This window comes from Paenibacillus sp. SEL3 (assembly GCF_054602585.1).
The window spans coordinates 5,965,352-5,989,982 of record NZ_CM137725.1 but is presented as its reverse complement, the minus strand read 5'-3'; the positions used below and the strand labels follow the sequence as shown (position 1 = coordinate 5,989,982).

The 24,631-nt window shown below is 44.7% G+C and carries 9 protein-coding genes and 1 pseudogene; all 10 read right to left on the bottom strand.

Features of this window, described 5'->3' with window-relative positions:
- Positions 1 to 22: 22 nt before the first annotated feature.
- Positions 23 to 8,896 carry an amino acid adenylation domain-containing protein gene (locus ACYCS5_RS27450; protein WP_425312666.1) on the bottom strand — a complete coding sequence of 2,958 codons (8,874 nt, stop codon included), beginning with the start codon at positions 8,894 to 8,896 and terminating at the stop codon, positions 23 to 25.
- A gap of 704 nt (positions 8,897 to 9,600) precedes the next feature.
- Complete coding sequence (locus ACYCS5_RS27445; RefSeq protein ID WP_238438021.1) at positions 9,601 to 15,660, bottom strand: aminotransferase class III-fold pyridoxal phosphate-dependent enzyme; 6,060 nt, start codon at positions 15,658 to 15,660, stop codon at positions 9,601 to 9,603.
- The gene (fabD, locus tag ACYCS5_RS27440) at positions 15,635 to 16,855 is read right to left on the bottom strand and encodes an ACP S-malonyltransferase (protein ID WP_165150600.1); all 1,221 of its coding nucleotides are present in this window, start codon (positions 16,853 to 16,855) and stop codon (positions 15,635 to 15,637) included. The genes ACYCS5_RS27445 and fabD overlap by 26 nt, the downstream gene beginning before the upstream one ends.
- A 1,002-nt stretch (positions 16,856 to 17,857) precedes the next feature.
- Positions 17,858 to 18,625, bottom strand: coding sequence for an S-layer homology domain-containing protein (locus ACYCS5_RS27435; protein WP_340885371.1), 768 nt, complete (start codon positions 18,623 to 18,625; stop codon positions 17,858 to 17,860).
- A 655-nt stretch (positions 18,626 to 19,280) separates the two neighbouring features.
- Positions 19,281 to 19,416: pseudogene (locus tag ACYCS5_RS27430) on the bottom strand (class I SAM-dependent methyltransferase); the annotation flags it as partial.
- A gap of 58 nt (positions 19,417 to 19,474) precedes the next feature.
- Positions 19,475 to 19,777, bottom strand: coding sequence for a putative quinol monooxygenase (locus ACYCS5_RS27425; protein WP_165150596.1), 303 nt, complete (start codon positions 19,775 to 19,777; stop codon positions 19,475 to 19,477).
- 92 nt (positions 19,778 to 19,869) lie between these two features.
- On the bottom strand, positions 19,870 to 20,664 hold the full coding sequence (locus ACYCS5_RS27420) for an SDR family NAD(P)-dependent oxidoreductase (protein ID WP_165150594.1): 795 nt from the start codon (positions 20,662 to 20,664) through the stop codon (positions 19,870 to 19,872).
- Positions 20,665 to 20,800: 136 nt separating this feature from the next.
- Positions 20,801 to 21,829, bottom strand: a complete 1,029-nt coding sequence (locus tag ACYCS5_RS27415) for a helix-turn-helix transcriptional regulator (RefSeq protein ID WP_069011330.1) — start codon at positions 21,827 to 21,829, stop codon at positions 20,801 to 20,803.
- Between the two features lie 632 nt (positions 21,830 to 22,461).
- The gene (locus ACYCS5_RS27410; RefSeq protein WP_039275006.1) at positions 22,462 to 23,526 is read right to left on the bottom strand and encodes a Gfo/Idh/MocA family protein; all 1,065 of its coding nucleotides are present in this window, start codon (positions 23,524 to 23,526) and stop codon (positions 22,462 to 22,464) included.
- A 115-nt stretch (positions 23,527 to 23,641) separates the two neighbouring features.
- A complete protein-coding gene (locus ACYCS5_RS27405) occupies positions 23,642 to 24,550 on the bottom strand; it encodes an AraC family transcriptional regulator (RefSeq protein ID WP_029518478.1) in 909 nt (302 codons plus the stop codon).
- Positions 24,551 to 24,631 lie beyond the last annotated feature (81 nt).

The window sequence follows — 24,631 nt, the reverse complement described above, 5'->3', positions numbered from 1 at the left end:
GATATCCTCCTCGGACGAATCGTTATAGATTCTCATAAAACTGCTTCATGTCTTCAAACTCATCTAGATCCAAACCACGTGCTCCCACATCCGATGGTGTTAGTTGCCGTCTGGATTGGTCCAGACAATGCTGAATAATGCCCGACAAATGATGTTCAAAACGCAACTGAAGCATTCGGATAGTATCTGCTTCAAACGCGTGACGGTTATAAAGCATGCAGATGGAAAGCTTACCGTCTTTCAGCCGCCCATCCAGATAGAGGGGATAGGCTAAATCAGAAACGCTACAATTCTGGCCGGACCATAATTCAGCATCCATAGGCGAAGTATGAAAGTGAGAGGAACTGACCGGTTCAGAATGAATCAAGCGGAAGCCAATTTCCGGGTAATACTGAGCATTAAATTCTGATCTGCCAGAGGATGCAGCTCCATATTTTAGTAATCCATATCCTAAACCCTGGTTGGGTACTTGCCGGACCGTCTCCTTTACGTTTCTGAGCAAAAGAGAACTGTCTTCTCCAGGCTCCATATCCAGAACAAGCGGATATATGGAACCGAATTGACCTACGGTTCTTGAAAGGTCCGGTTTGTCCGAAGTCACAGTTTGTTGCTCCCGATCATAATGCTCAAATCCAATGGCAATCTTAGACTGTCCAGACCATTCCACTATAGTCAGTCCCAATGCAGCAAGCAGTAACTCAGCGGTCACCGTATTATAGGTTCGGTTAGCCCGTGTTAACAGCTGGCTTGTTTTCTCGTCCGAAAGCTGTATGATGCAATGCTCTACTGGACGAAGTGCTTCTGAATGTACAGGTGCCTTATGATCCTTCGGTATAAATTCGCCATCGAAATTAACTTTATCCAGCCAGTAGAGTTTCTCTTTGGCCAGCTTTTTGCTGTCTGCATAGTCTTCTAGCCACCGCATCCAGGAGCGGTAAGAATCTGTTTTGTCAGGAAGCACTATCGGTTCCCCGTTAAGAGCTTGTTCATAGGCAGTTGTGAAATCCTCAAGCAGGATACGCCAAGATGTAGGATCAGCCACTAGCGGATCTACAGAAAGAAAGAACTGGTCGGAGCCCGACATCCGGAATAAGCCTGCGCGTACTCTGGGTCCCTCAAACATTCCATAACTGTTTTGAATCCGGAAGCATTCGCTCTGTAATTGCTTGCTAGCTTGATGGTCATCATCTGCAAGTGAGAACACATCAAGTGTGAACCATTCTTCATTTTCATCTCGGTATACAAGGGTTGACGGTTCGTCGATCGACGCCTGACCAAGCCGTAATCCCTCGTGATGAGTAGTTAATGTTTGCAGCACAAACCGTAACAGATCCTCATCGAAATGCGGGTTGCCTGCAAATAGCATGGATGTTGCCGTCCGTAAGGTGTAAAATGTACCCAGTTCATGCATCTGCCGTTGAATCGATGTTATTGGAATCTCTCCATGTATTGAATTCTGGTCTGTGTAGCGGAATAAAGTTGTCACAAGCTTGCTGAGATCCTCAATGAACGGGTGCTCCATCAAGAGAGAAATGTCAAGGGAATAACCATGCTGACGCAGACGTGAGGCAACCTGAACGGCCTTAATAGAATCGCCGCCAAGCAGAAAAAAATGATCTCGAACGCCTATATGATCACTTCCCAAAACGTCTTGCCATACCACGACCAGCGCCCTTTCCACATCTGTTCTCGGAGCAACATAATCCGTCTGTAAAGAGTCATGTCGGTCCGGCTCAGGTAAAGCTTTTCGGTCCGTTTTTCCATTGGCCGTAAGGGGAAGCTGCTGCATAGGCACCACATATGCTGGAATCATATAAAACGGTAGCTTCTGCTTGAGCGCATTCTGCACGTTCAGCGGACTTAATGGCTCAGAAGCCACAAAGTATGCACACAAATCCTTGTAGCCGTCTTTGTTCTCCCGTGCTATGACTACTGCTGACTGGATTCCGTCTACAGACAGCAACTGCGCTTCAATCTCGCCCAGTTCAATACGATATCCTCTTACTTTAACCTGTTGATCGATCCGCCCCAAATATTCAATGTTGCCGTCAGGCATCCAACGCGCCAAATCTCCTGTGCGGTACATCCGCTCATAACCCTCCGCTCCGCTGTTAAACGGATTAGTAGCGAACTTCTCCTTGGTCAATTCCGGTCGATTAAGATAACCACGGGCTACTCCTATACCACTGATACAAAGTTCTCCCGCCACTCCAATCGGCTGCAATCGCTCCGTACCTTCCTGTACAACATACAAATGAATATTGTCAATCGGTTTACCGATCGGGATCACCGAGTGCTCTTCCACAGGCTCGCATTCAAAGAATGAAACGTCTACAGTAGCTTCTGTTGGACCATATAAGTTAATTAGTTTTGCGCTTCCAATCCCTGACATAATTCGATAGAAACGCGCCACCTGCTGAGGAGGCAATGCTTCACCGCTGGCAAATATATGTTTTAACGTTTTCAATTTTGCTTGCACTGTTTCCCTTGGCTGCTGCTCCAGATATTCCAGAAAAATATGCAGCATCGCGGGTACAAAATGAAGGGTGCTTACCTTGTCTTCATTAATCGTGTTCAAGATCTGTTCGGGAGACTTTTCTCCGCCGATTGGCAATAAGCTTACTTTAGAGCCTACCATCGACCACCAGAACAACTCCCATACGGATACGTCAAAAGTAAAGGCAGTTTTTTGCAAAATCGTATCTTCTGCGCTTAGGCCGTATCTATTGTGCATCCAGCAGAGCCGATTCACGACTGAGCGGTGTTCAACAATAACCCCTTTCGGTTTCCCTGTAGAACCGGATGTATAAATGATATAGGCCGCATGGTTGGGTTCTGCTATAGGTTCAAGGTTGGAGGCATCTTCATGCCAGCTACTCATGCAGTCGGTCGTAGGCTCCGTCGACCTGGATGCTTGCAAAGCCATGATCGTGGAAGCATAATCCAACACCATTACCTTGCAGTCCGCATATTGCTTCAGCTCTTCTGCAAACTGTGGTTGTGTCAGCACCAGTTGTGTTTTCGAATCTTCAAGCATATATTGAATTCTTTCTTGTGGGTATCCCGGATCAATGGGTACATAAGCTCCACCCGCTTTTAGAATTGCATAGATGCCAATCATCATCTCAGGTGAACGCTGAGCGATAATCCCCACCGGCTGATCTGGTCCTACTCCTTCCGCCCGCAACGTTCGCGCTAAACGATTCGCCAGCTCATTCAACTCTTGGTAAGTCATACACTTATCTCCAAATATGATTGCCATGTCATCTGGAGTCCTGCTAACCTGCTGCTCAAACCTTCCATGAATCGTTGCATCCCGCGGAAAATAGGCAGAGGTGTTGTTGAACTCATATAGTAATAAGTGCTTATCTTCTTCTGTCAGCATATCCATGTCAGCCAAGCGAATTCCGACATCTTGAGTTACGATTTCCAACACTTTTATATAATGGAGGGCAAATCGCTCAATTGTCTCCAGCCTAAACAGGCTGGTCGCATACTCCCAGGTGAAAGTTAACTGGTCTTGAGTTTCCGTTACATGTAATGAAAGATCGAATTTCGATACACCTGCATTAAACTCATTCGGTTGCAAACGAAGTCCGCTGAGTTCAATGACCTCTGTTCCCTTATTTTGCAGACTGAACATCGTATCAAAGATGGGATTGCGGCTTACATCGCGTACTCGATCTAGTTTGTCGACCAGTTGGTCAAATGGATATTCCTGGTGCTCCAACGCAAGCAGAGTGTTATGTTTTACGTCCTCCAGAAAAGCACTGAATGGCTGAGACGCCAGCGGTCGATTACGGATAACTAAAGTATTCACAAATATGCCGATCATCGCTTCCGTATCCGCATGCCCTCTACCCGCTGCCGGTGTACCTACGAGGAAGTCCTCTTGCCCGGAGTATTTGCTTAACAGCACATTATAAGCTGCCAAAAGCACCATAAAGAGCGTTGCTCCCGTGTCTCTTGCCAATTGATTAAGTCTATCCGTCAGCTTGGATTGCACAATGAAGGTAAGGCTGTCCCCTGCGAAGCTCTGACTTGACGGACGAGCAAAGTCAGTTGGCAGGTCTAATACAGGGAGCTCGCCGTCCAACGTGTCTAACCAAAATGCTTCATCCTTTGCTTGGCTGTCTCCGGCATAATGTTGTTTTTGCCAAACGACATAGTCTTTGTAGTGAACGTCAATGGGGGCAAGTGGCATACCCTGATACCGCGTGCTGATCTCATCCATTAATACTGCCATTGAGAAGCCGTCTGAAATGATATGGTGCATATCGATCAGCAACATAAACTGGTCACGATGGATTGCGAATAACTCAGCACGAATTAAAGGAGCCTTACTGAGGTCAAATGGCTGAATAAACAGTTCACGGGCGTGATTAGCATCCTCTTCGGAAATTTGAGTAACAGGAATGTCCAGTGAAAGCACATCCTGTACCTTCTGCACGGTTTCCCCGTCTACTATCTCAAAATACGTCCGAAAGGATTCATGCCGTGAAAAAACCTCCTTCACTGCATCAATGAACCTGGAAACGTGTAACTCTCCCTCTATATGCAGTTGACCCGATACATGATACGCTGCACCTCCACCCAGTTGATCCAGCACATACATTCTTTTTTGAGCGGGAGATACCGGATAAAAGGGCTGTAAATCTGCCGGAACAAGCGGCTCAAACTTTCGCTTTTGTCCTCCTTTTACATGTGCCGCCAGTTGTGCAACCGTTTGCAGTTGTAAAATTTGTACCAGCGGAATATATACTTCGAATTCCTTGTTAATTCTGCTTAGAAGAACAGTCGCTTTTAAGGAGTCTCCACCCATTTGAAAAAAATTATCGTTGTATCTGATATCAGATACATTCAAAACTTCCTTACATATGGATATCAGTTTGTCCTCAGTCATATTGCTGTCAGAAACCTGCTTCTGCGAGTCCTCTATCCTGATATCTTCTGGTTTCGGCAATAATTGAAAATCCGGCTTCCCATCAGCCAAAAGAGGGATGCTATCCATCAGAACCCAAAAGCGAGGTTGCCCATAATCAGGAAGTATTGAGCTAACACTCTCTTTCAGCTTCGCTATATCCCACGAATTAGAATTATTGTCCACTATATAAGCCACTAGATACGAAGAGTTACTGCTTTCACCGTCTTTCCGTGCCGTCAAAACACAGGCATCCAAATCTAGTGCTCGCAAAAGATGTTTCTCTATCTGCTCAAGATTCACTTGATGACCGCGAATAAGAACATCTCGGTTGGCTGCACCGATATGTCGAATTCTCCCTCCAACCTCGATATAAGCCCATTCCAGCGTCGTTCCCAGTAAACCAGCAGATGTGGCCAAATATACTTGTCCGATGGTACCCGTAGGAGACGGATTTTTATATTTGTCCAGGACACAAGGATAATTCCCTTTAGCATCCGCATATGTCGCCCACACTTCCAGAAGCCGCTCCCTTTCCGTACTTCGAAGCAAAGACAGCGCAGATACACGCATTCCGTCTTCTTGCACAATTGAGCTCAGCAGATGTAAAAAGTATTGCGCCCATATTTCCATAGTGTCTTGTTGAAAAAGACTCGCTGCATAGTCAAAATCAAGCCGTAACTGCTGACCAGACTCCGTAACATTCAGAAACAACTCATATTGAGTGGACAATATTTCATGCTCCAACAATTCTGTTTCCAGTCCGTAATAGTGAAACTCTGGAATGGGCCTATCCATATTGAACAACACCTTAAGGACGGGCAAATGCCTTAATCCTATCTGGGCAAGTCCGGCAAAGCTGTATTTCTGATAAGCATCCAGCGTATGCATTACTCGCTTGACCGTCTGTGTGAATTCCGTGAACGTTGCTCCAGAGTCTACCTCACAAATCACTGGGAGCAAGTTAACGCAGTTGCCAATTAGCGGGGACACACCCATATGAGATTGCCCTGCGGTTGGAATACCTACCATGATTTGATTCTGGCCTGTCACTCTGTGTAAAAAAAGCTGGAAAACAGATAATAAAGTCACAAACATGCTGTTGCCAAGCCGAATACTGACTGATTTCAGTTGCTTCACCAGAGGTGCATCCACCACAATGGTGTGCCGTGCTCCGCGCGAAGAAGGAGAGCTGATGTTGCGTTGGAGAGACGGCAAGTCAAGGGCGGGCAATGGCTTCGCAAGTACATCTGACCAAAAAGCAAGGGCAGCCGCTCCACCTACCTCTAACTGGTTTTGCTGCCATGCTGCGAAATCTCGAAACGGAACAGGGTCGGGAAGCGTGCAGTGTTCCCCCTGTACACAAGCGGAATAAAATTGTTCCAACTCATGGAAAAACACTCCGATGGACCAGCCATCTGCAATGAGATGATGAAATGTAAATGCAGCGATGTGCTTCTCATTCGACGTTTTTAAAAGCCGGATGCGGAATAAAGGTTCGCCCGCACTTATTGGGAATACGGTCTCCCTATCCTTCTCCATCCAAGCACGGATATCGTGTTTCTGCTCCTCTACAGAAAGACTGCTGATATCATGCAGCGGAATGCTGAGGGTCATTGCCGGGGCGATGATCTGCGTTTCTCCATCCTCTCCCATGAAGGTGCGTAAGGCTTCGTGACGTTTAACAATGCGATGGACAGCTTCATTAAATTCCTTAAGATGTAGCGGACCCCGGTAGCGCAGTAAAACAGTCTCATGAAGCGACTGCGATTCCTTTGAATCCGAGACCGAGGCGAACCATAACTGCTTCTGATCCGGAGTCAGCATAATCGTCGATTCCTTAAGGTCTGCAGTTGCAGTTTCAGGAATAAAAGGCTTGTTTAGATGGTTTTCATGAGGGTACAGATCCGGCAGAAATCCTCCTTTGCGCAGCTCATTAACACTCTCTTTAATTGCCTGTACAATCCGCTCTATGTCTTTCGAAGTATGAGCCGTTGACAAAAAACAGTTCCGGCCTTCCCATATATAAATTCCTTTATCCAGCATGTGATAGAAGAATAGTTCCAAGTCACCTTTAAGGATGAAACGGAACAAGGAACCGAAGTAAACGACCTTTATAGGTATCTGTTCCTCCGTAAAATAGTGATTCAGTTCTGCTGCGAACGCCTTCGTACGACTATTCAGCTCGTTATGCAATTGCCCCCTGTCCTTCTCCAACTGCTCTAGTACGGCCAGGGAAGCTGCCATAGCCAGGGGGTGATGGCAAAAAGTTCCCGCTACAAACGTCCGCTGTTGCTCATGCGGTGGATAAGAGTCATCTCCGAAGCTCCACACTCCTCCATCAATTCCATCCATGAACGATGCTTTCCCTGCCACGATACCGATGGGAAGCCCGCCCCCAATGATTTTACCGTAAGTTACAAGGTCGGCTTCAATCCCGTACCACGCCTGCGCGCCCCCCGGCTGAATACGGAAGCCTGTAATTACCTCATCAAAAATGAACGCGGTCCCGGATTGCTCCGTAATCTGACGTACTTCCTTCAGAAAAGCTGCGGGCTGGAAATCAGGGCGACGACTCTGCACTGGCTCTATGAGAACAGCAGCCAGTTCATAGGCATGGGAGCGGATATATTGGAGTGACTCGTCCGTTCCATAACTGAGCACAACGACATCGTCCACCATGTGCTGTAGTACACCAGGTGCCAGGGGAGTGGAATGTTGTTCCCTGTCATCCGTTGTCCCCCCCAATGCCAATATTCCATCAAAAGTACCGTGATAGGAACCAGAAAAAATCACCACCTTATCCCGTGCGGTGGCAGCCCGAGCTAACCGAAGAGCGACCATGATCGCCTCTGTCCCCGAGTTATATAGCGCAATTCGTTCCATGCCTGTCATCTTGCAAATCTTTTCGGCAATCTGCCCGGCCATATTGGACATCGGTCCAAGGCACATTCCGTTATGTATTTCCTTTTCTATCGATTCACGAATAAAGGATGGGTTGTGACCAAACAAATTGACCCCAAACCCCATCGTCAAATCAATATATTCATTACCGTCCAAATCCCAAATTTTAGAACCCTCTGCACGCTGAGATATAATCTGATACACCATTTCCTTGAGAGCAAGCCTAAATCCGGCCACATTCCGGTTATTGGCGTATACAGACCTGTATTGCTGAGTATACTCTTTAGTCTTTCGTGTGCGCATCGTGTAATGTTCAATCAGCTTTTGCAGATGCTTTTCCTGCCTAAGTGAAAGTGAATTATGGGCTTGCACATTTATTTTTTGATAGGGAACAAATGCTTTCGATTCTTTTCCGTCTGGCAAAACAGCTGAGACGGAAGCCTGGACGGAGGAAATAGAAGTAACTGTGGCAGCTACCTCCTGCATCGCGGATGTCTGAGGCTCGACAGCAGTTTGTAGTGAATGCGATTCAGACATTGCCACTGGTGCAAGACGAGACTGACGTAGTATTTCCATCTGCTGCGACATGAGTTGAAGTTGCATTTCTAAAATTCGTTCTCTCCCCGCAAATATATCCTCATTTGATAGCTTGCTTTCATGGGATGCGGGATCTTCTATAGGGGTAGTGGATTTTTGACTCCAGCCCGGCAAGACGGAAGGCACCGAAGAGGTGACACTGGACGACGCAGTCAACTGAAGCTCCTCCGAATTCCGGGTCAATTCTTCAGAGGTCGAGGCTACCCTATCAGCAATATAGTTTGTCAGCAACTCTAGCGTAGTCAGTGATTCAAAAAATTCGTTCATCGGGATTTCCAAGCCAAACGTACTTTTAATGCTGTGTCTAACCTGAGACAGAAGAATAGAGTCTAAACCCAGTTCTAAAAAATGTTTTTGCGGCTCTAATTCGTCTGGACTGAGTTGGGATACACTTTCGATTATTTTTGACAGTTTATTAGTAATCGTAGATTTTTGCGGATTGGAAGCAGATTCCGTCGAGAAATACTCATTCACCATCTTTTCAGACTCCTTTACTATGGGGTATTCAAGGAATTAATTTTATCCTTTCCAACTATGGGCTAGCCTAAAAAACACGATATGACCTAGCTATGGGTACAAGATAAAGTTCTCATAAGAAGGTAAATATGAACGGTCCACTGTATAAGAAAACTATCTTCATACTAATAAAATATAATTATCCATCTGTTAAAGCGAGGATCTAATTTGTTTTATTAAACCATCAATGGCTAAATGCGCTTATCTAACTTATTATGCAGGATATAGTTTTTTTCCAGTTTTGATTCTTAAAAACTCATTTTTTTCTTTTACTCGCTGGCATGCATCCTCATAAACTTTAAAATTCACGACATTCAAAGCTCAAATTAAAGACTCAAAAGCTTTAATATGGTTGCTCTGCCCTTTACGAGCGATTACAACCACCTGCAAAATATGACCTTTGTTGGCTCCTGTTGATTCAGCGCTGCCTCACAGTCCAATTGTGATTTTCTCCGATTGGCTTTTACATAACTGATGCCCTCACTACTAAAAATGCCAAGTCCTAAGAATAGAACCTGACATTTCATCAAATTTGAAGCGTAAAGACGTCGAAGTGCACTTTATTCAATTTTTCGGCAAAATCAATACGGGATTGGCCAATTCACTTAACGTCTCACATTAATATACGTTCGCATGTCAAGAAGTCACTTCGTTTCTTGACATTAAGCGAACCAGAACTGCCTTTGATCTGGGGTTAGTGGGATGACCGTTTCATCCACGTCCACTGTCGATACTTCTGAAGGGTCGGCTATAGACACACTTCGCTTACCTGGACCTGGGCCTTTCCCGATCGGGGTCAGATCAGGCAAGAAGCCCCCTTTACGCAGCTCATCTACACTGTCCTTGACAGCTTGTATGATCCGCGCAATATCTTCCTCCGTATGAGCGGTCGACAAGAAACAGTTCCGTCCTTCCCAGATGTAAATACCCTTTTCCAGCATGTGATAGAAGAAAAGCTCCAGATCACCCTTGAGTACGAAGCGAAATAGTGAGCCAAAGTGAACAATTTTTATGGGTATCTGCTCATCGGTAAAGTAACTATTTAACTCTGCTGCCAACGCCGAAGTATGGCTGTTCAACCGATTTTGCAGCTGCTCCCCGTGGTTTTCCAAATAATCCAACACCGCCAAAGATGCCGCCATCGCCAGCGGATGATGACAGAACGTACCGGCTACAAAGGTTCGGCGATGCTCATTCTGAGGATAGGAATCGTCTCCGAAGCTCCAGGAGCCTCCGTCAATCCCATCCATAAAGGCGGCTTTCCCTGCTACGATACCGATTGGCATCCCTCCGCCAATAACTTTACCGTAAGTCACAAGGTCAGCTTGTACCCCAAACCACGCTTGAGCGCCTCCCGGTTGAATTCGGAAGCCTGTAATCACTTCATCAAAAATAAAAGCTGTACCAGATTGCTCCGTGATCTGGCGAACCTCCTGTAAAAAGGCCTTCGGCTGAAAATCAGGACGACGACTTTGCACCGGCTCCACTAGCACAGCAGCCAGCTCCTGCCCATGGGTACGTATATAATCCAGCGATTCGTCCGTTCCATAGTTAAGTACAACGATATCATCAACCATGTGCTGCAAAATGCCAGGAGCAAGAGGTGTGGAATGCTCCTTATTGTTGCCAGCGCTACCCAACGCAAGCACCCCATCGAATGTACCGTGATAGGAGCCAGCAAAAATGGCTACTTTAGCTCGCCCGGTGGCAGCACGCGCCAAACGGAGGGCAACCATAACCGCCTCGGTGCCGGAATTGTACAAGGCGATCCGTTCTACACCGGTCAGCTTGCAAATCTTTTCGGCGACTTGTCCTGCCATGTTGGACATGGGTCCGACACACATGCCGTTCTTTAGCTCTGCCTCAATTTTTTCACGAATAAAGGCTGGATTGTGTCCAAACAGATTAACACCAAAACCCATGGTCAAATCTACATATTCATTCCCATCCAAATCCCAAATTTTGGACCCGTCTGCACGTTGAGATACAATTTGATAGACCATTTCCTTTAAAATAGGCCGGAAGCCAGCTACATTACGGTTATTCGCGTAGACAGACCGATACTGCTGAGTGTATTGCTTGGTGCTTAGCGTCCGAGCAGTATAGCGCTCAATCAGCTCTTGCAGATGTTGTTCTTGTCGGTGTGAAAGCAATTCATGGGCTTTGACCTCCAGCTTTTTATATGGCGTAAACGGTTTTGCTTCATGGACTGCCTTCTTCGGAACAGCTAGTACCGGTGGAACAGTAGCTAATGCAGTTGCGACTTCCTGTTTGGTTTCAATGCTCTCTGCGCTTTCTATATTTTCTGACGGTAAAGCCCTTCCCGGTTGAGTTCGGAGCACATCAAGCTGCTGTGACATCACATGCAGCTGCTGCTGCAAAATCTTCTCGACACTCGCAGAAGTCTCTATAACCGTTGTGCTTTGAGATGGCTCTTGCCCGGACGTAACTATTCCATGAGACGATGTACCAATTGCGCTGGATTCCTGCCCTGTCCAAGTTGATACTGTAGTAGCATCTACCCGATTAAGGGGTATTTTCGGTTGTCTTTCCACAGCACCAACTGCTGCTGTCTCGTCTGAATAGGAAATACTCACCTGATCTGCAACGTAGCTAGTCAACAGTTCGAGCGTGGTCAGCGATTCAAAAAATTCATTCATTGGGATATCCAGGTCGAATGTATCCTTGATACTGTGGCGGACCTGGGACAAATTAATGGAGTCCAGCCCTAGTTCTAGAAAATGTGTTTGCGGTTCCAGTTCCTCAAGACTAAGTTGTGATACATTACCGATCATTTTCGCTAACTTTTGTTGAATGGAAGATTTATGCTGTTCAGTAAACGACGCTGACGTCGAATACTCATTCTCCATAATTTCAGACTCCCTTACTATTGTATTTTTATAAACGGATGCAGTCTGCTCCGCTCGAATCTGTTCTGGCACATGAATCCAGCACCTTTTCTTTTCAAACGGATACGTAGGCAAAGAAACCCTTTTGTACGAGTGACCTGCGTATAGCGTGTCCCAGTCTATCTGTGCCCCCTGTACGTACTTCACTGCTACTTGTTCCAGTGCTTGCAAAGTGTCTGAGCTTCCGACGGCTGTTTTTGTACCACCACTGCTATCTACTTTTCCAATGTATACACCTTCAATGGCCTTGCCCTGCTCATGAAGCTGAAGTAATTTCGCTTTCAGAGCCTCCGCTCCTTCGGCTATCACAGCCACTCGGTATGTTAAGTGGCTTCTGCCCGTGTTAGCCGTATAGCAGACATCCTCCATCTGCAATTCTTCCTCATGTTCAAAGCGATCCACGTACCGTGCAATCAACTCGCTTAAAGCTCCTTCACTTCGCGCGGACAGTGTCAGCAGCAATGGCGATGATTCATTTTTTCGGTCGGTGGCTTCTTGATCCGCACCCTTTTTCGCTATATATTCTTCCAGCACCACGTGGCAGTTTGTCCCGCTGAAGCCAAAGGAACTCACCCCGCATCTTCTCGGAAATCCGTCTGTCTTCCATTCCCTTAGTCTAGTGTTGGCATACACCGGAGATTCTTCGAAATGGATGTTCCGGTTGGGTGTGCGAAAATGAACGAGCGGTGCAATCTGCTGATGCTTCATCGACAGCACACATTTGATCAATCCCGCAATCCCAGCAGCTTCGTATAAATGCCCAATATTCGTTTTGACCGTGCTTATCGCCACAAACTGCTTGCGCTGTGTAAATCTGCGGAAAGCCTGGGTAATGCCCTTAATCTCAACGGGGTCACCCAGCTTGGTGCCAGTACCGTGAGCTTCAATATAACTCACTGTCTCGGGATCAATCCGTGCATCACGCCACGCCTGCGAAATGACTTCTGATTGAGCCAGCGCATTGGGCGCAGAAATTCCAATCGTACTGCCGTCCTGATTAATCGCGCTTCCTTTGATCACACCCAGAATGTGATCTCCGTCTTTTTCCGCTTGACGAAGCGGCTTTAAGAGAACGGCTCCAACGCCTTCTCCCCAGCCTGTGCCGTCCGACTGATCGTCGAATGCTCGTGCCCGGTCATCGGAGGATTCCATGCCAATACCAGCTTTCAACGGCAGCAAAATAGTCTTCACTCCACCGGCCAAAGCCATCTCACAGTCTCCATTTAAAATCGACTTACATGCCAGGTGCACCGCCACGAGTGACGAGGAGCATGCCGTATCAATGGTCAGTGCTGGGCCTTTTAAATCAAGCAAATACGCAATCCGGCTGGAAATAATGGACGATAAATTACCAATGGCAAAGTTTGGAATCGCGCCTGGTTCCACCTCGGACAACAAACGCTCGTATTCAAAGCTGGTTTTGGAAAAACCGACATACACACCGACCTTTTTGCCAGCCAGCTGCTTCCCTCCATACCCCGCATCCTCAATCGTACTCCAGGCTGTCTGTAGAAATAAACGTTGATTCGGATCCATGAGTGAGGCTTCCCGTGGAGTCAACTTAAAGAAGGAGTAATCAAACTTGTCTACTTCATCCAGATAGCCGCCTTCTGCGATTTGCATATTCCTTCCTTCCGTATTCAGACGGGAAATGAAATCTTCGGCATCTTTTCTTCTTTCGTCGCTGTACGGGCCGATATTGTCAACGCTTGATGCCACATTCGTCCAAAACTGCTCCAATGTTTCCGCTTGAGGAAACTTACCTGACATACCGATGATGGCGATATCCCGGTCCTCCGACTCCTCTTTGGATTCCAGTTGCGGTGCTATAATCACCTTATGACCTAAATTCTGACTGGATATATATCCAGCTAGCTTGGCGATAGTCGGATAAGAGAAGAAGTCCGTTACCTCAATATGAATCCCGAGTTGTTCCTCTAATTGGTCCACGATCTGAACGAGTTGTAAGGAAGTTACGCCGATATCAAAGTAGCTGTCTTCCTTCCCAATTGATTGTACATTTAAAATAGCTTGGCAGATCCCAATCAGTTTTTGCTCGATTTCACCCTGAGGCACAGGGGCATAGTTCCCTTCCTGTATATTTCGAGCGGCCTCGGTCAGGGATGCCAAAACTACATCAAATTCTCCCTGCTCGTAGCTCTGAGCCAGCTTGTAGCGCTGAACCTTTCCACTAGTAGTTTTGGGAATACGGCGGATTGGAACTACATCTTGAATATGCCATCCTCCCCGATAATTCAAATGGCTTTTCAGCCTTTGGACTAGTGGCAAAAATAACTCTATTTTTTTCGTGTGCATCACAAAAACAACAATACGATCCTGTCTAGTTTGTGCATCATGTACACCGCAGACGGCTACTTTCCCTAGATCCACCCCGTCCAGTTCCTCCGCAATCCTTTCGATATCATGCGGATAAATGTTCTGGCCGTTCACGAAAATAATATCCTTGGCTCTGCCTGTAATCACCAATCGTCCGTTTCTCATAAAACCCAAATCTCCGGTAATGAGCCAGCCATCTTCTGTCTTGACCTTTGCGGTAGCCTCGGGATTGTTATAGTACCCGGCAGTCACATTTTTGCCGCTAATTTGGGTGTATCCGATTACATCATCCTTTAGCACCTGATTTTGCTCATCACAAATACGAACAGAGGTGCTGGCCATGGGGTAGCCCAAATCCGCAAATGTAAGACAACGTTTATCAGTTGAATCTACTTCTTCTATAGGTTCACCTACATGCAGTTGCTGCCGATTTAAATGAATAGTAACAAAATTATCTTTATCCAAAGGTGGAGTAGAAACACCTACGCTTGCCTCTGCCAAGCCGTATACAGGATACATGATATTTTTTTTTAATCCATGTGCACTCATGGCTTCCATAAACACATGGCAAAGCTCCACCGATATGGGCTCAGCCCCATTTAAAATCATGCGAACACTTGACAAATCCCAGTTATCCGCCGTTTTAGATTTATATTGATCCAGGAAAAATTTAAAGCCAAAGTTAGGAGAGCAGATTTGAGTCACCTTATGTTCCGACACCTTTTTTAGCCATAAAGACGGACGTCTTATAAAAAGTGCTGTCGGCATAATAAGCTGCTTAGCATGAGCAATGACACAGGTTAAATGGAAAGCGATCAATCCCAAATCATGTGTGAGCGGCATCCAGCCTAGATACGCGTCACTTGAAGTCATTCCCGTTTGACTGGCGATATCCCGAATATTGTATACGAGATTCTCATGCGTTAGCATGACTCCCTTGGGATCACCTGTCGAACCAGAGGAAAATTGAATAAACGCCAAATCTTCCGGTCTGGAATCATGAATGATCCCTTTGTTCTGATCGGAATAATCAAAATCATGGCTAGAAAAGGTCGCTTTTTTTACAGAATCAAAGAAATCCAGCATCTCATGCTGGTGAGAATACTTTTCTAGCTGCTCTAATACCTTATGATCCGCAATCATGTAAGGGGAAGTAAGGGTACTCCAGATTTTAAACAGCTTCATTTTATGTTCATCATTATTCCCGATACTTACAGGTACGGGGACGATTCCTCCGAGCAGACAGCCCCAAAACACATTCACAAAGGTGTGATTTTCTTCAATTTGCATAATCAGCTTATCTCCAGGCTGTACTCCTTTTTCCTGCAATTGATAAAGCACCTGCAGTGCTTGCTCCAGAAGTTGACTGTAGCTTACATATTCCTCCTGTGTATCACCCGAAATGAAAATAATCCCGTTTTCAGCTCTACTGGCTCGGTCCTGAATGATTTCAATTAATGTTTGAAACTGCTCCATTCTGATCCCTCCTTAAAAGGTCTAAAACTTGCTCCTGCTCTCCTGCAGATACTTGTTTGGTTTGCAATATCAGGCGAATACACTCCAGCGCTTCGCGTCTTAGTTTATAAGCAGAAGAAGATCTGCCCGATTCTATGCTTTTGAGTAACTCCTCCAACCTGCGAATAGGTAAAATAACCCCATTATGATACTCATCCTCATTCCAATTAGCATTGGGTGTAGACACCGCCACCGCCAGTGGTTTGACCAACCAATCACGGAGCGAAAAACGACGTTCCAGTTCAATCCGATCCAAGTCTCTGTCCAAGGAAAGAACTTCAAAAGCGATGTTGGTTTCCTTCGCCAAGTTTTTCAGCACCGTTCGCGGTCCTAATTCAATTCCCTGCTTCACCCCATGTTTCTCCATATACTGCATCGTTTGTATCCAACGCACTGGATGGATCATTTGCAAATGCAAACCTTGACGAATGCTGTTGGCATCCGTATATGGCATTGCTGTAACATTAGAAATGACAGGCCACAGCGGTTCATGAAACGTATATTTTTGCAGTTCCAATGCTAATCGATCAGCAGCATGCTGCATAAGCGAGCTGTGAAAAGGGCCGCTTACCTGCAAACGGGTAATTTGGAACCCACGTTGCTCTAATTGCCCTTCCACCGTAGCAACAGAGTCATGATGACCAGAAACGACGTATTGATAAGTAGAGTTATAACAAGCGATGGTAATAGGCTGACTGGTTACTGCATAGTGATCGCACAGCTCTTCTAGCAGCTTTAAATTAGCTCCCCGAACAGCAATCATGCAACCCACTCCGGCCTCTGAGGCTTCTTCCATAAAGCGCCCCCGTTCTTGTACCACCCGCAAAGCATCGCCAAACGACAAGACTCCGCTGCTTACCAATGCAGAATACTCACCCAAACTATGCCCTGCCGCAAATTCGGGAATAATCCCAACATCGTGCATGTAACGTTTGAATGCGATTACACTGATCGTGAGTAGTGCAGGCTGGGTGTAAGATGTTCTTGATAATTGGGAGATGGGTCCTTCCATACATAAAGTTTTCAAATCATATCCCAAAATATCAGCAGCTTCTTCAAAGATGAGATCTGCCTCTGAAAAACCTCCTTGCCATGCCGCTCCCATCCCGACATACTGAGACCCTTGTCCCGAAAAAAGCAAAGTCATGCTACTCATGTCTAACCCCTTTCCTCACCATAAAAGGCGGTAAAACAAAAATGTTTTTTGGGATTCAGATGTTCACATTCCTATGTATTTAAGATAGATACAGCAAAACAGTAATTGACTGTAAAAGTGAATCGTTTTTGAGTTTCAAGATGTAGTTAGAAATAAAAGTGTGTTTGTAGTCTGGGAAGTGTAAAAAAAAACTGGAGTGTGCTGGAAGTTCAGACTTGATACTTAGAAACTTCAGCATCATAGATGAGTGTAGTAAAATATAGATTAAGGCTATTAATTTAATATAAACATTAAAATGAATTAAAGTACAGTGATATATAATACATATATTTTATAAACGCAAGTAATAGATTGTGATTATATTTCTTGCTTGGCAACCAACTTGTAATGCGTTGCAGTCATTCCGCGCGAAACTGCGGATGCTTTTTTCGTGAAAGCTAATAACTGGCATCTGTCGTTAAAATAAAAAAGCCGCCAATTTGGCGACTTCATATACATAGTTATTGTCCTTCCAGTAATCGACGTTTAGGCATCGTCATAGATACGTAGCTAAATAAGTAGAAAACTGCAAAGCCGTTTATCTCCTTATGTAGTTTCCTTAATGACTACAATGAGCAAGCGGATAGTGTCGATCATCCACTGACCTCCTTGGTTAAGATTTGGCTTAATCTTCGCCTCAATGGCGGGTAGATGGACTCTTTGTCAGCAGATGTGACATCCAAGAGCATCCTTGATCCAGTGCAAGGTGCATTGGAGAACACAGCGTCAAACTGAACATCTGTCCGAAAATGACAAGCCTCTTGCAGGTAGATATTCAGTTCAGATCAGCGGTTTGAAATCTCAATTTTCCCACATATTCATCAACATACTTTTAGATTTGTTTATTTTCTGAATTCGGCTTATCAAAACCTAACAGCACTACCCTTTGAGGTGTAGAGGTGTAAATGAAGGCATTTGTTGAATCTTTTTTTGCTTTTATCTGATCATCATTGATCCTAAAAATCACTTCGTTGTGGCCTCGTACAAACGCTGTAAAATGGTAACAGCTTCAGCCCGTGTGACTAGCGCTTTTGGGTGAAGGTATCCTTCATTAGCGGTAAGGACCCCCATCTTGGTTAGGGTGTAGAATGCTTCTGCCTTTTGATCCTGGGAATCTCCATCATAGGAGTACTCTTCTCCAGTCTTGTCGATGTACAGCACCGGATAGTAGGCCGAGAAATTATCATTGTAATTGGCTTGACGAACTTTCATATCCTTGTACTGCGCAGCTGCGGAGATCACTTCCTCAATCTCAGGATGAAGCGTCTGATTGGTATAATTCGTCCGAAGAGAGGCAATCATCATCACATCCCAGCGGGTCAGTGGTTTGTCAGGCTTGACATAGAATTGATAGTTTGGATATTTTCCCCCAACACTTTCAGCATACGGCCAAACATAGTCCCCGTTGAATATTGCTGCAAAATCTTTATTCGCCCAGTGTTTACGCGCATCCACAAAATCGGAAGATTCGCCGGAAGAACGATCAATTTCTGGAAAAAGCTTGTGAAACATATGTACAAATTCCGCTTTCGTTATGGTTTTGCTTGGCTTGAAGGTCCCATCTTCATAGCCCTTGACAATGCCCTTATCGACCATGGAACGAATTGATTCGGCAGCCCATTCATATTTTGTTCCTTCCACATCAGAAAACGTGTTTGCCGCGAAGGCAGATTGACCGAAAAACAGTGTCGTCGCAACCAACGGGGCGATAAGCCATTTCTTTTTCAACATCTCTTTCCACTTCCTTTAGGTAAAATTTATGTATAAAATAGTTCTCTAGACTCAATTTCATATCGGCATTTCAAAAGAAAATGATGATATTAATGAGAAAATAGCGTTGAACTATCGTTCTCAGTTACTTTAGCGAACTTCACCCTCCAGTATTCGCATTCCTTTCTGCTAAACCCCTCCTACTTTCTTCATTTGATATTTCCAATAAAGCAATTCTTCATCCTTGTGACAAATTTGAAATCCTAACTTCAATAACAAATTCTTAGAACTGATGGAGTGAGTAATTCCCTTCTATCCCCCTTTGCTAAAAATTAGAAAAGGGCAGGAATGAACATACGTCATTCCTACCCTCATATCAACTGCTATTTGGGCCACAAAAAAATCCGCGCTGAAACAACACGGATTGGACTCATTATAACAGGTATCCCTAAGGACCTGGTAATATCCGTTGTTCTTAACTAATTCCGAAGCTTTCAAATCCCACCCGTAATACAAAAATTGGGCAGAGAAATAGTAAGTACATGAAAATCCCTTTTTATGGAATTGGATTAATAAAGAACAGCTCTAGACAATAAAATCTCTCCTTAGTGAATTACCCTTATTATACCAAGGCCAATTTTATCTGCTGACCTTTCACTTGTTACAAAAGCGTTTTCCCAGGTCCTCCGATTTTGACTATATTTTGATACCATTCATCCGGAAAGTAACCATCTGGGATTGCACATCGAATGTAGCCTCCGACCTTTAAATATCTAAAAACATAACTTAGCTGCTTGAACTCCTTCAGCGTAATATGCAACAATAATTTTCATTAATGTGATTAGAATACTCGTTATTTGAGTGATAACCCTACAGGCCTTTTCCGCCTAGGGCACGCAGTTTAATAGGCTCCGCTCCGACAATCAACGGTCGGCCGCGTTGTATCGACGCCAGTACCTCTTCGTTCTTAAGACTGGCTGCATGAGCATCTGCATCTTTCCACACTTCGGTCACATACACCGCATTCGGGTCGTCGTCTGACACATTGACTATATACAAATAGCAGTCAGTATTCGACTTCAACAGATCGGCCGCTTCTAGCAAGATGCCTGCAAGAGCATCCCTTTGCCCTGGAAGTGCCATCAACTTTCCATACATAGCAAATTGGTTCATGATCCTCATCCTACCCTCGAGTGAAATTTGACTTCATCTTATCATAATGTTCCGCAATGTCAGCGTAATTTCAGCAAGTTTCTCCACAAACGCTAAAAAATAGTCGGTACCATTCCTCCATCCATACGGATTGGAGAACCTTTAAATGCAGATGCATAAGGGCTACATACAAATGTAGCTAGTCTTCCTATTTCAATAGGCTTGATAAATCGCTGTATTTCAGATTGAGGCAGGTTTGTAACCATAAAATCTTTCTCTTTTTCTGAAAAAGTCATATCTTCATGAGGATACATACTCTCAATTATTTGGTGCACATTCTCAGAGAGCGTTGGTCCCGGCATGATCGTATTGACTGTAACTTCTGTTCCTATTGTTAATTTAGATAAGCTTTTTGACAATGACAACAACATAGATTTTGTCATACCATACTGAGGCATTTGTCCTGAAGGCATAATTGCTTCTTCACTCGCAATAAAAATAAGGCGACCATAATCATTTTTCAACATTTTAGGTAAATAAAATTTTGATAGTCCATTTGCAGCAAGAACGTTAGTGCGGAAGTATTTTTCCCATACTTCATCGTCTACGTCCACATATTGCATAATTTCATAAATACCCATATTGTTAACTAAAATATCAATTTCGGGGTATTTTTCAAATAAGGCTTCTCTTTGTCCAATATCCACAATATCGGCTGTAGCATTTTGAGGGGAGGTAGCTGGGAAATCTGACTTAATTTCATTTACAGTTCGTTCTACCTCTTCATAATTTCGTCCATTAATTAGTACATTAACACCTTCTTTGGCTAGTTCAATGGCAATTGCTTTACCTATGCCTTTCGTTGATCCTGTAACTAAAGCTGTTTTATATTTTAATCCCATATCCATAATACACTTCTCCTTTTTTAAACAGTCTCGTGCTCCGGATAGTGATTATATTATCTTGTCTGGATTGTCCAGTAACTAGCATATTGCGCCAAAGTTCTTGTTTAACACGCCAAATGACAAAACTCATTAGGCAGTCCTAGCGTGCTCCTGATATCGAGTTTGTACCTAAATGTTCAGTCCGCCAATTTGAAGGCGTATCCCCCTCCCATTGGCGGAAGGCGCGGTAAAACGAGTTTTGATCTTCGTACCCAATCAGGAATGCTACCTCTTTAATATCGAGCGAGGGGTCTGCCAAGTACTCTCGTGCCTGCTCATGTCTAGCTTTTGTCAATAGAATCTTGAAGCTCGTATTTTCGTCAGTAAGACGGCGCTGCAAGGTACGATCGCTCATACTGAGCTCCTTCGCCACAGCCTGAATGTCGGGGCGCCCTCTTGTAAGGCTGCGTTTCATGATCCATTTGACCATCTCGGTAATTGAACGGCTGCGCTGCTGTTCATCCAACGATCGGTCCAGAACAGGAGTCAAGATTTCCAGCAACTCTTCGTTGTACGAGACAAAGGGGCGGTCCAGGTCTCTTCGATGTAGCGTCAATCGGTTACATTTTGCACCAATCCGGATACGACAGCCGAAATAAGCTTCAAGGGCTTGTATATCGCCCATGTAGTGCGAAAATTCAACAAGCTGCGCTTTCAAAGGTTGACCTGTGCCCCGGCGCCCAATCTCCAGAAGACAAGCCAGCGTGCTACCAACCAGCATCGGCGGACCAGACTGCTCGGGAGATAGCCACTCCAGATCAATTGTACAGTGCTCGCCCTCCTCCGTGATATGTAGGTTTTCCGGGGGACACAGTTGTTTGTACCGAGCCATTCGGTTTAGAGCGTCGCGATAGTCCCGAGCGTGGTAAGTCGCTAAGACAGTCGGTGGGTACTTTGCTGTATCAAAGACGGTCACAAGTCTGATGATTCCTTGGGCTGTGTCACCAATGAGATCAGAATATGCCTGCCAGATCGCGAAATATTGGGCGGTGGTGACTACTGGTTCAGTAATAATGGTGATCGGCAATCGTGCTTTGCGTGCTACGTCGTGGGCGCCAAACCCTAACTGACATAATCCTGCCCACAATCCTGGCGGGAATTTAATACGCTCAGAGGTATGAGACTTCATATATATGGGCCTCCTTTATATACTTACATATTCATTGGTTTTGGTTGCGATGAGGTCCCTCTTAAGTACACATAAGAATACTCTTAAGTACGTTAAGGTGTCTACATTAATGTAATAAGCTGTGGAAAATGTTACATCATATTGTTATCTGGGCTACTTTCAATCAATGATGAGTGATTTGGCGAATTACTTAATCATGATAAAATTCTGTTAATGCATGAACGACTCATTCTCAACACCAAAAAACACACCCATATGTTTATGAGTGTGTTTTTAAAACCCCAAATCACCGACACTCCTAGGAATGTCATTCCCTTAATACTGATTATTCTAGCTCTTTCATGGATTATTTTATGTTTTCATGGAAGATTTAGAGTGAAATGTGTTGATTTAAGGAGGAAATAGCGGATTTAATTTTTATGTAAAAAGCAACTTAAAAATGATCAAGCCATAGAATTCGGTTGTGGAGCGATACCCGCTTGAGTTTTATGGTGGGCAAAACTATTTTGCTCACCATTTCAAAGGTTTACTGATTACTTAAATGCATCCCAAAATTTCATTAAATAAATCTGTTTGTTTCTCTCCAGATTCCTATATATCTCTCTTATGATGGATCGAAAAATAGAGCAAATCTAAATAGTTCTTCGAATCACGCTTTTGGTTGCTGCCGCCTCAAAAATCGTTTCAATTAGCACCAATACACGGTGTACTTCTTCATTTTTGATCGCAATCTCCGCTTTTCCTTCGATGGTGGAGACAAAGTTCTCATAAAAGCTTTCTGCAGCAGCAGGTATTTTCTCAATCGGGAACTTAAGGGTGGATTCCTCAGACGGCGGCGCCATCGTTTTCGTCAATCCTTGACCTGCTTGAATCGGCTTGGGTTCCACGTGAGCAACATCTGGATTTCGGGTGACGATCTCTCCGCTCAAATCCCAATCTCGAATCACTGCGGTTCCTTCGGTTCCTTTAATATACCAGCGTGGCAGCTTTACGTAATTGGTTGTACCCACTTCAATGACTGCTGTCAGGCCGTCCTTGAACTCAATAAAGCTGGCAAAGCCGTCATCCACTTCAGTCCCCAAAATATAGCTTAGGGTAGCAGCTACGCTTTCTATTTTGCTGTCCGTAATCTGAAGCAGCTGGTCCAACAGATGTACTCCCCAATCCAGTAGCATTCCTCCTCCATACGCCTTTAGTTGCCGCCAGTCACCTGGAATGCCATTAGCTCCCTGAACTCGCGATTCCAGCTGGAAGAGCTCGCCCACGGTCTTATTGCCAATTATATCTTTGATAATTCGGAAGTCTTCATCCCATCGACGGTTCTGATGTACCGTAAACACACGATTTTCTTTCTTTGCCACCTCAACAATATCCAAGAAATCCGCGCTCGTTATCGTAACCGGTTTTTCGCAAATGACATGCTTTCCGGCTTGTAGCGCCTGGATCGCGATTTCCTTATGAACATCATTAGGGGTTGCTATCAAAACAATATCGACGGCCTCATCGGCCAGAACGGCGTCCAGGCTCGCGTAGGTTTTATAGCCGGCAGCCGCAGCCAGTTCCATCCGGTAATCGACAATATCATATACACCGCCAACGGCAAGTTGCTGATTAGATTCGATCAATTGAACATGGTAGCTTCCCATGCCTCCATAACCGATGATGACTACATTGTATATACGATTGTCCATTTTCATCTTCCTCCACTCCTGATTTAAGCCCACCGCCTATCAAGTGGGTGCTCATGTCAATAAATTTTAATGTCCTCGTAACTCACCCTTAACTTCGTCGGATAGCTCTATCATACAAATCTCATGAAAAGCTTTCCTCCTCATTTCTTGCTGTTTTATTCCCGAATATTGTCCTGCGGTATTTCAATGGTGATGTTCCTGTCGCTTCCTTAAAGAGATGATGAAACGTCTTTACACTACTGAACCCTGCCGCCTCTGCGACCTCAGTAATCGGATTGTTTTCATTCAACAAGATCCATTTTGCCTTATTTAGTCTGTAATCATTCAAAAATGCTACAAAGGTCATCCCCGTATTCTTCTTAAACAGCCTGGCGAAATAATAAGGACTGAACCCCATATAATCAGCGACATTCTTCAGCGAGATGGTTTCATGATAATGACATTCCACATACTCAAAAATACGTTCCAGTTTATAAAGAGTGTCCTTGGATTGTGTTAAGGTTCTTTCTGAGAGTTCAGGAAGCCTTGGGGTTATGCTTCTCGGCACTTCACGCATAATAAGAGTCAACATCTCAAACACCTTGGCTTTGATCATATAAGCATGGCCTTCGTGTCGGTTGACGTTCTCATCATAAATGCTTTGAATCAGAGGAAGCATTTTAGCTGCTGTTTCTTCTGGCCAGTTCCAGCTTGATTGCTCCATCTCCGTAAATATATATCTTAGAGGGCGTTTCTGATCACTTAATGTGGAAACCTCTTGAAAAAAGCTCAGATCAAATTGAATAACCACCCGTTCGCTGTCGGGAGAGGCCAAGAAATAATGAACATCACCCCCATTTATAAACTGAACTTCACCTTGTTTCATGCGTATCGAAATATCGTTAATTCCCAGATCCAAGGTTCCCTGGGTCACATAAATAATTTCAATTTCTTTATGCCAATGAGGATAGCAAAGCACGTCGCCTTTATTAATAAAACTCCGGAAAGGAAAATGTCGGTCAAGCTCCGGGATTTCTAAATAAAAATTCATTTTGGTAGACTCCTTTTGCAGTAAAGTTCAAAAAGCCGTGCACATGACTAATGATAATTATGCTGCACTGCATTCCTTTCT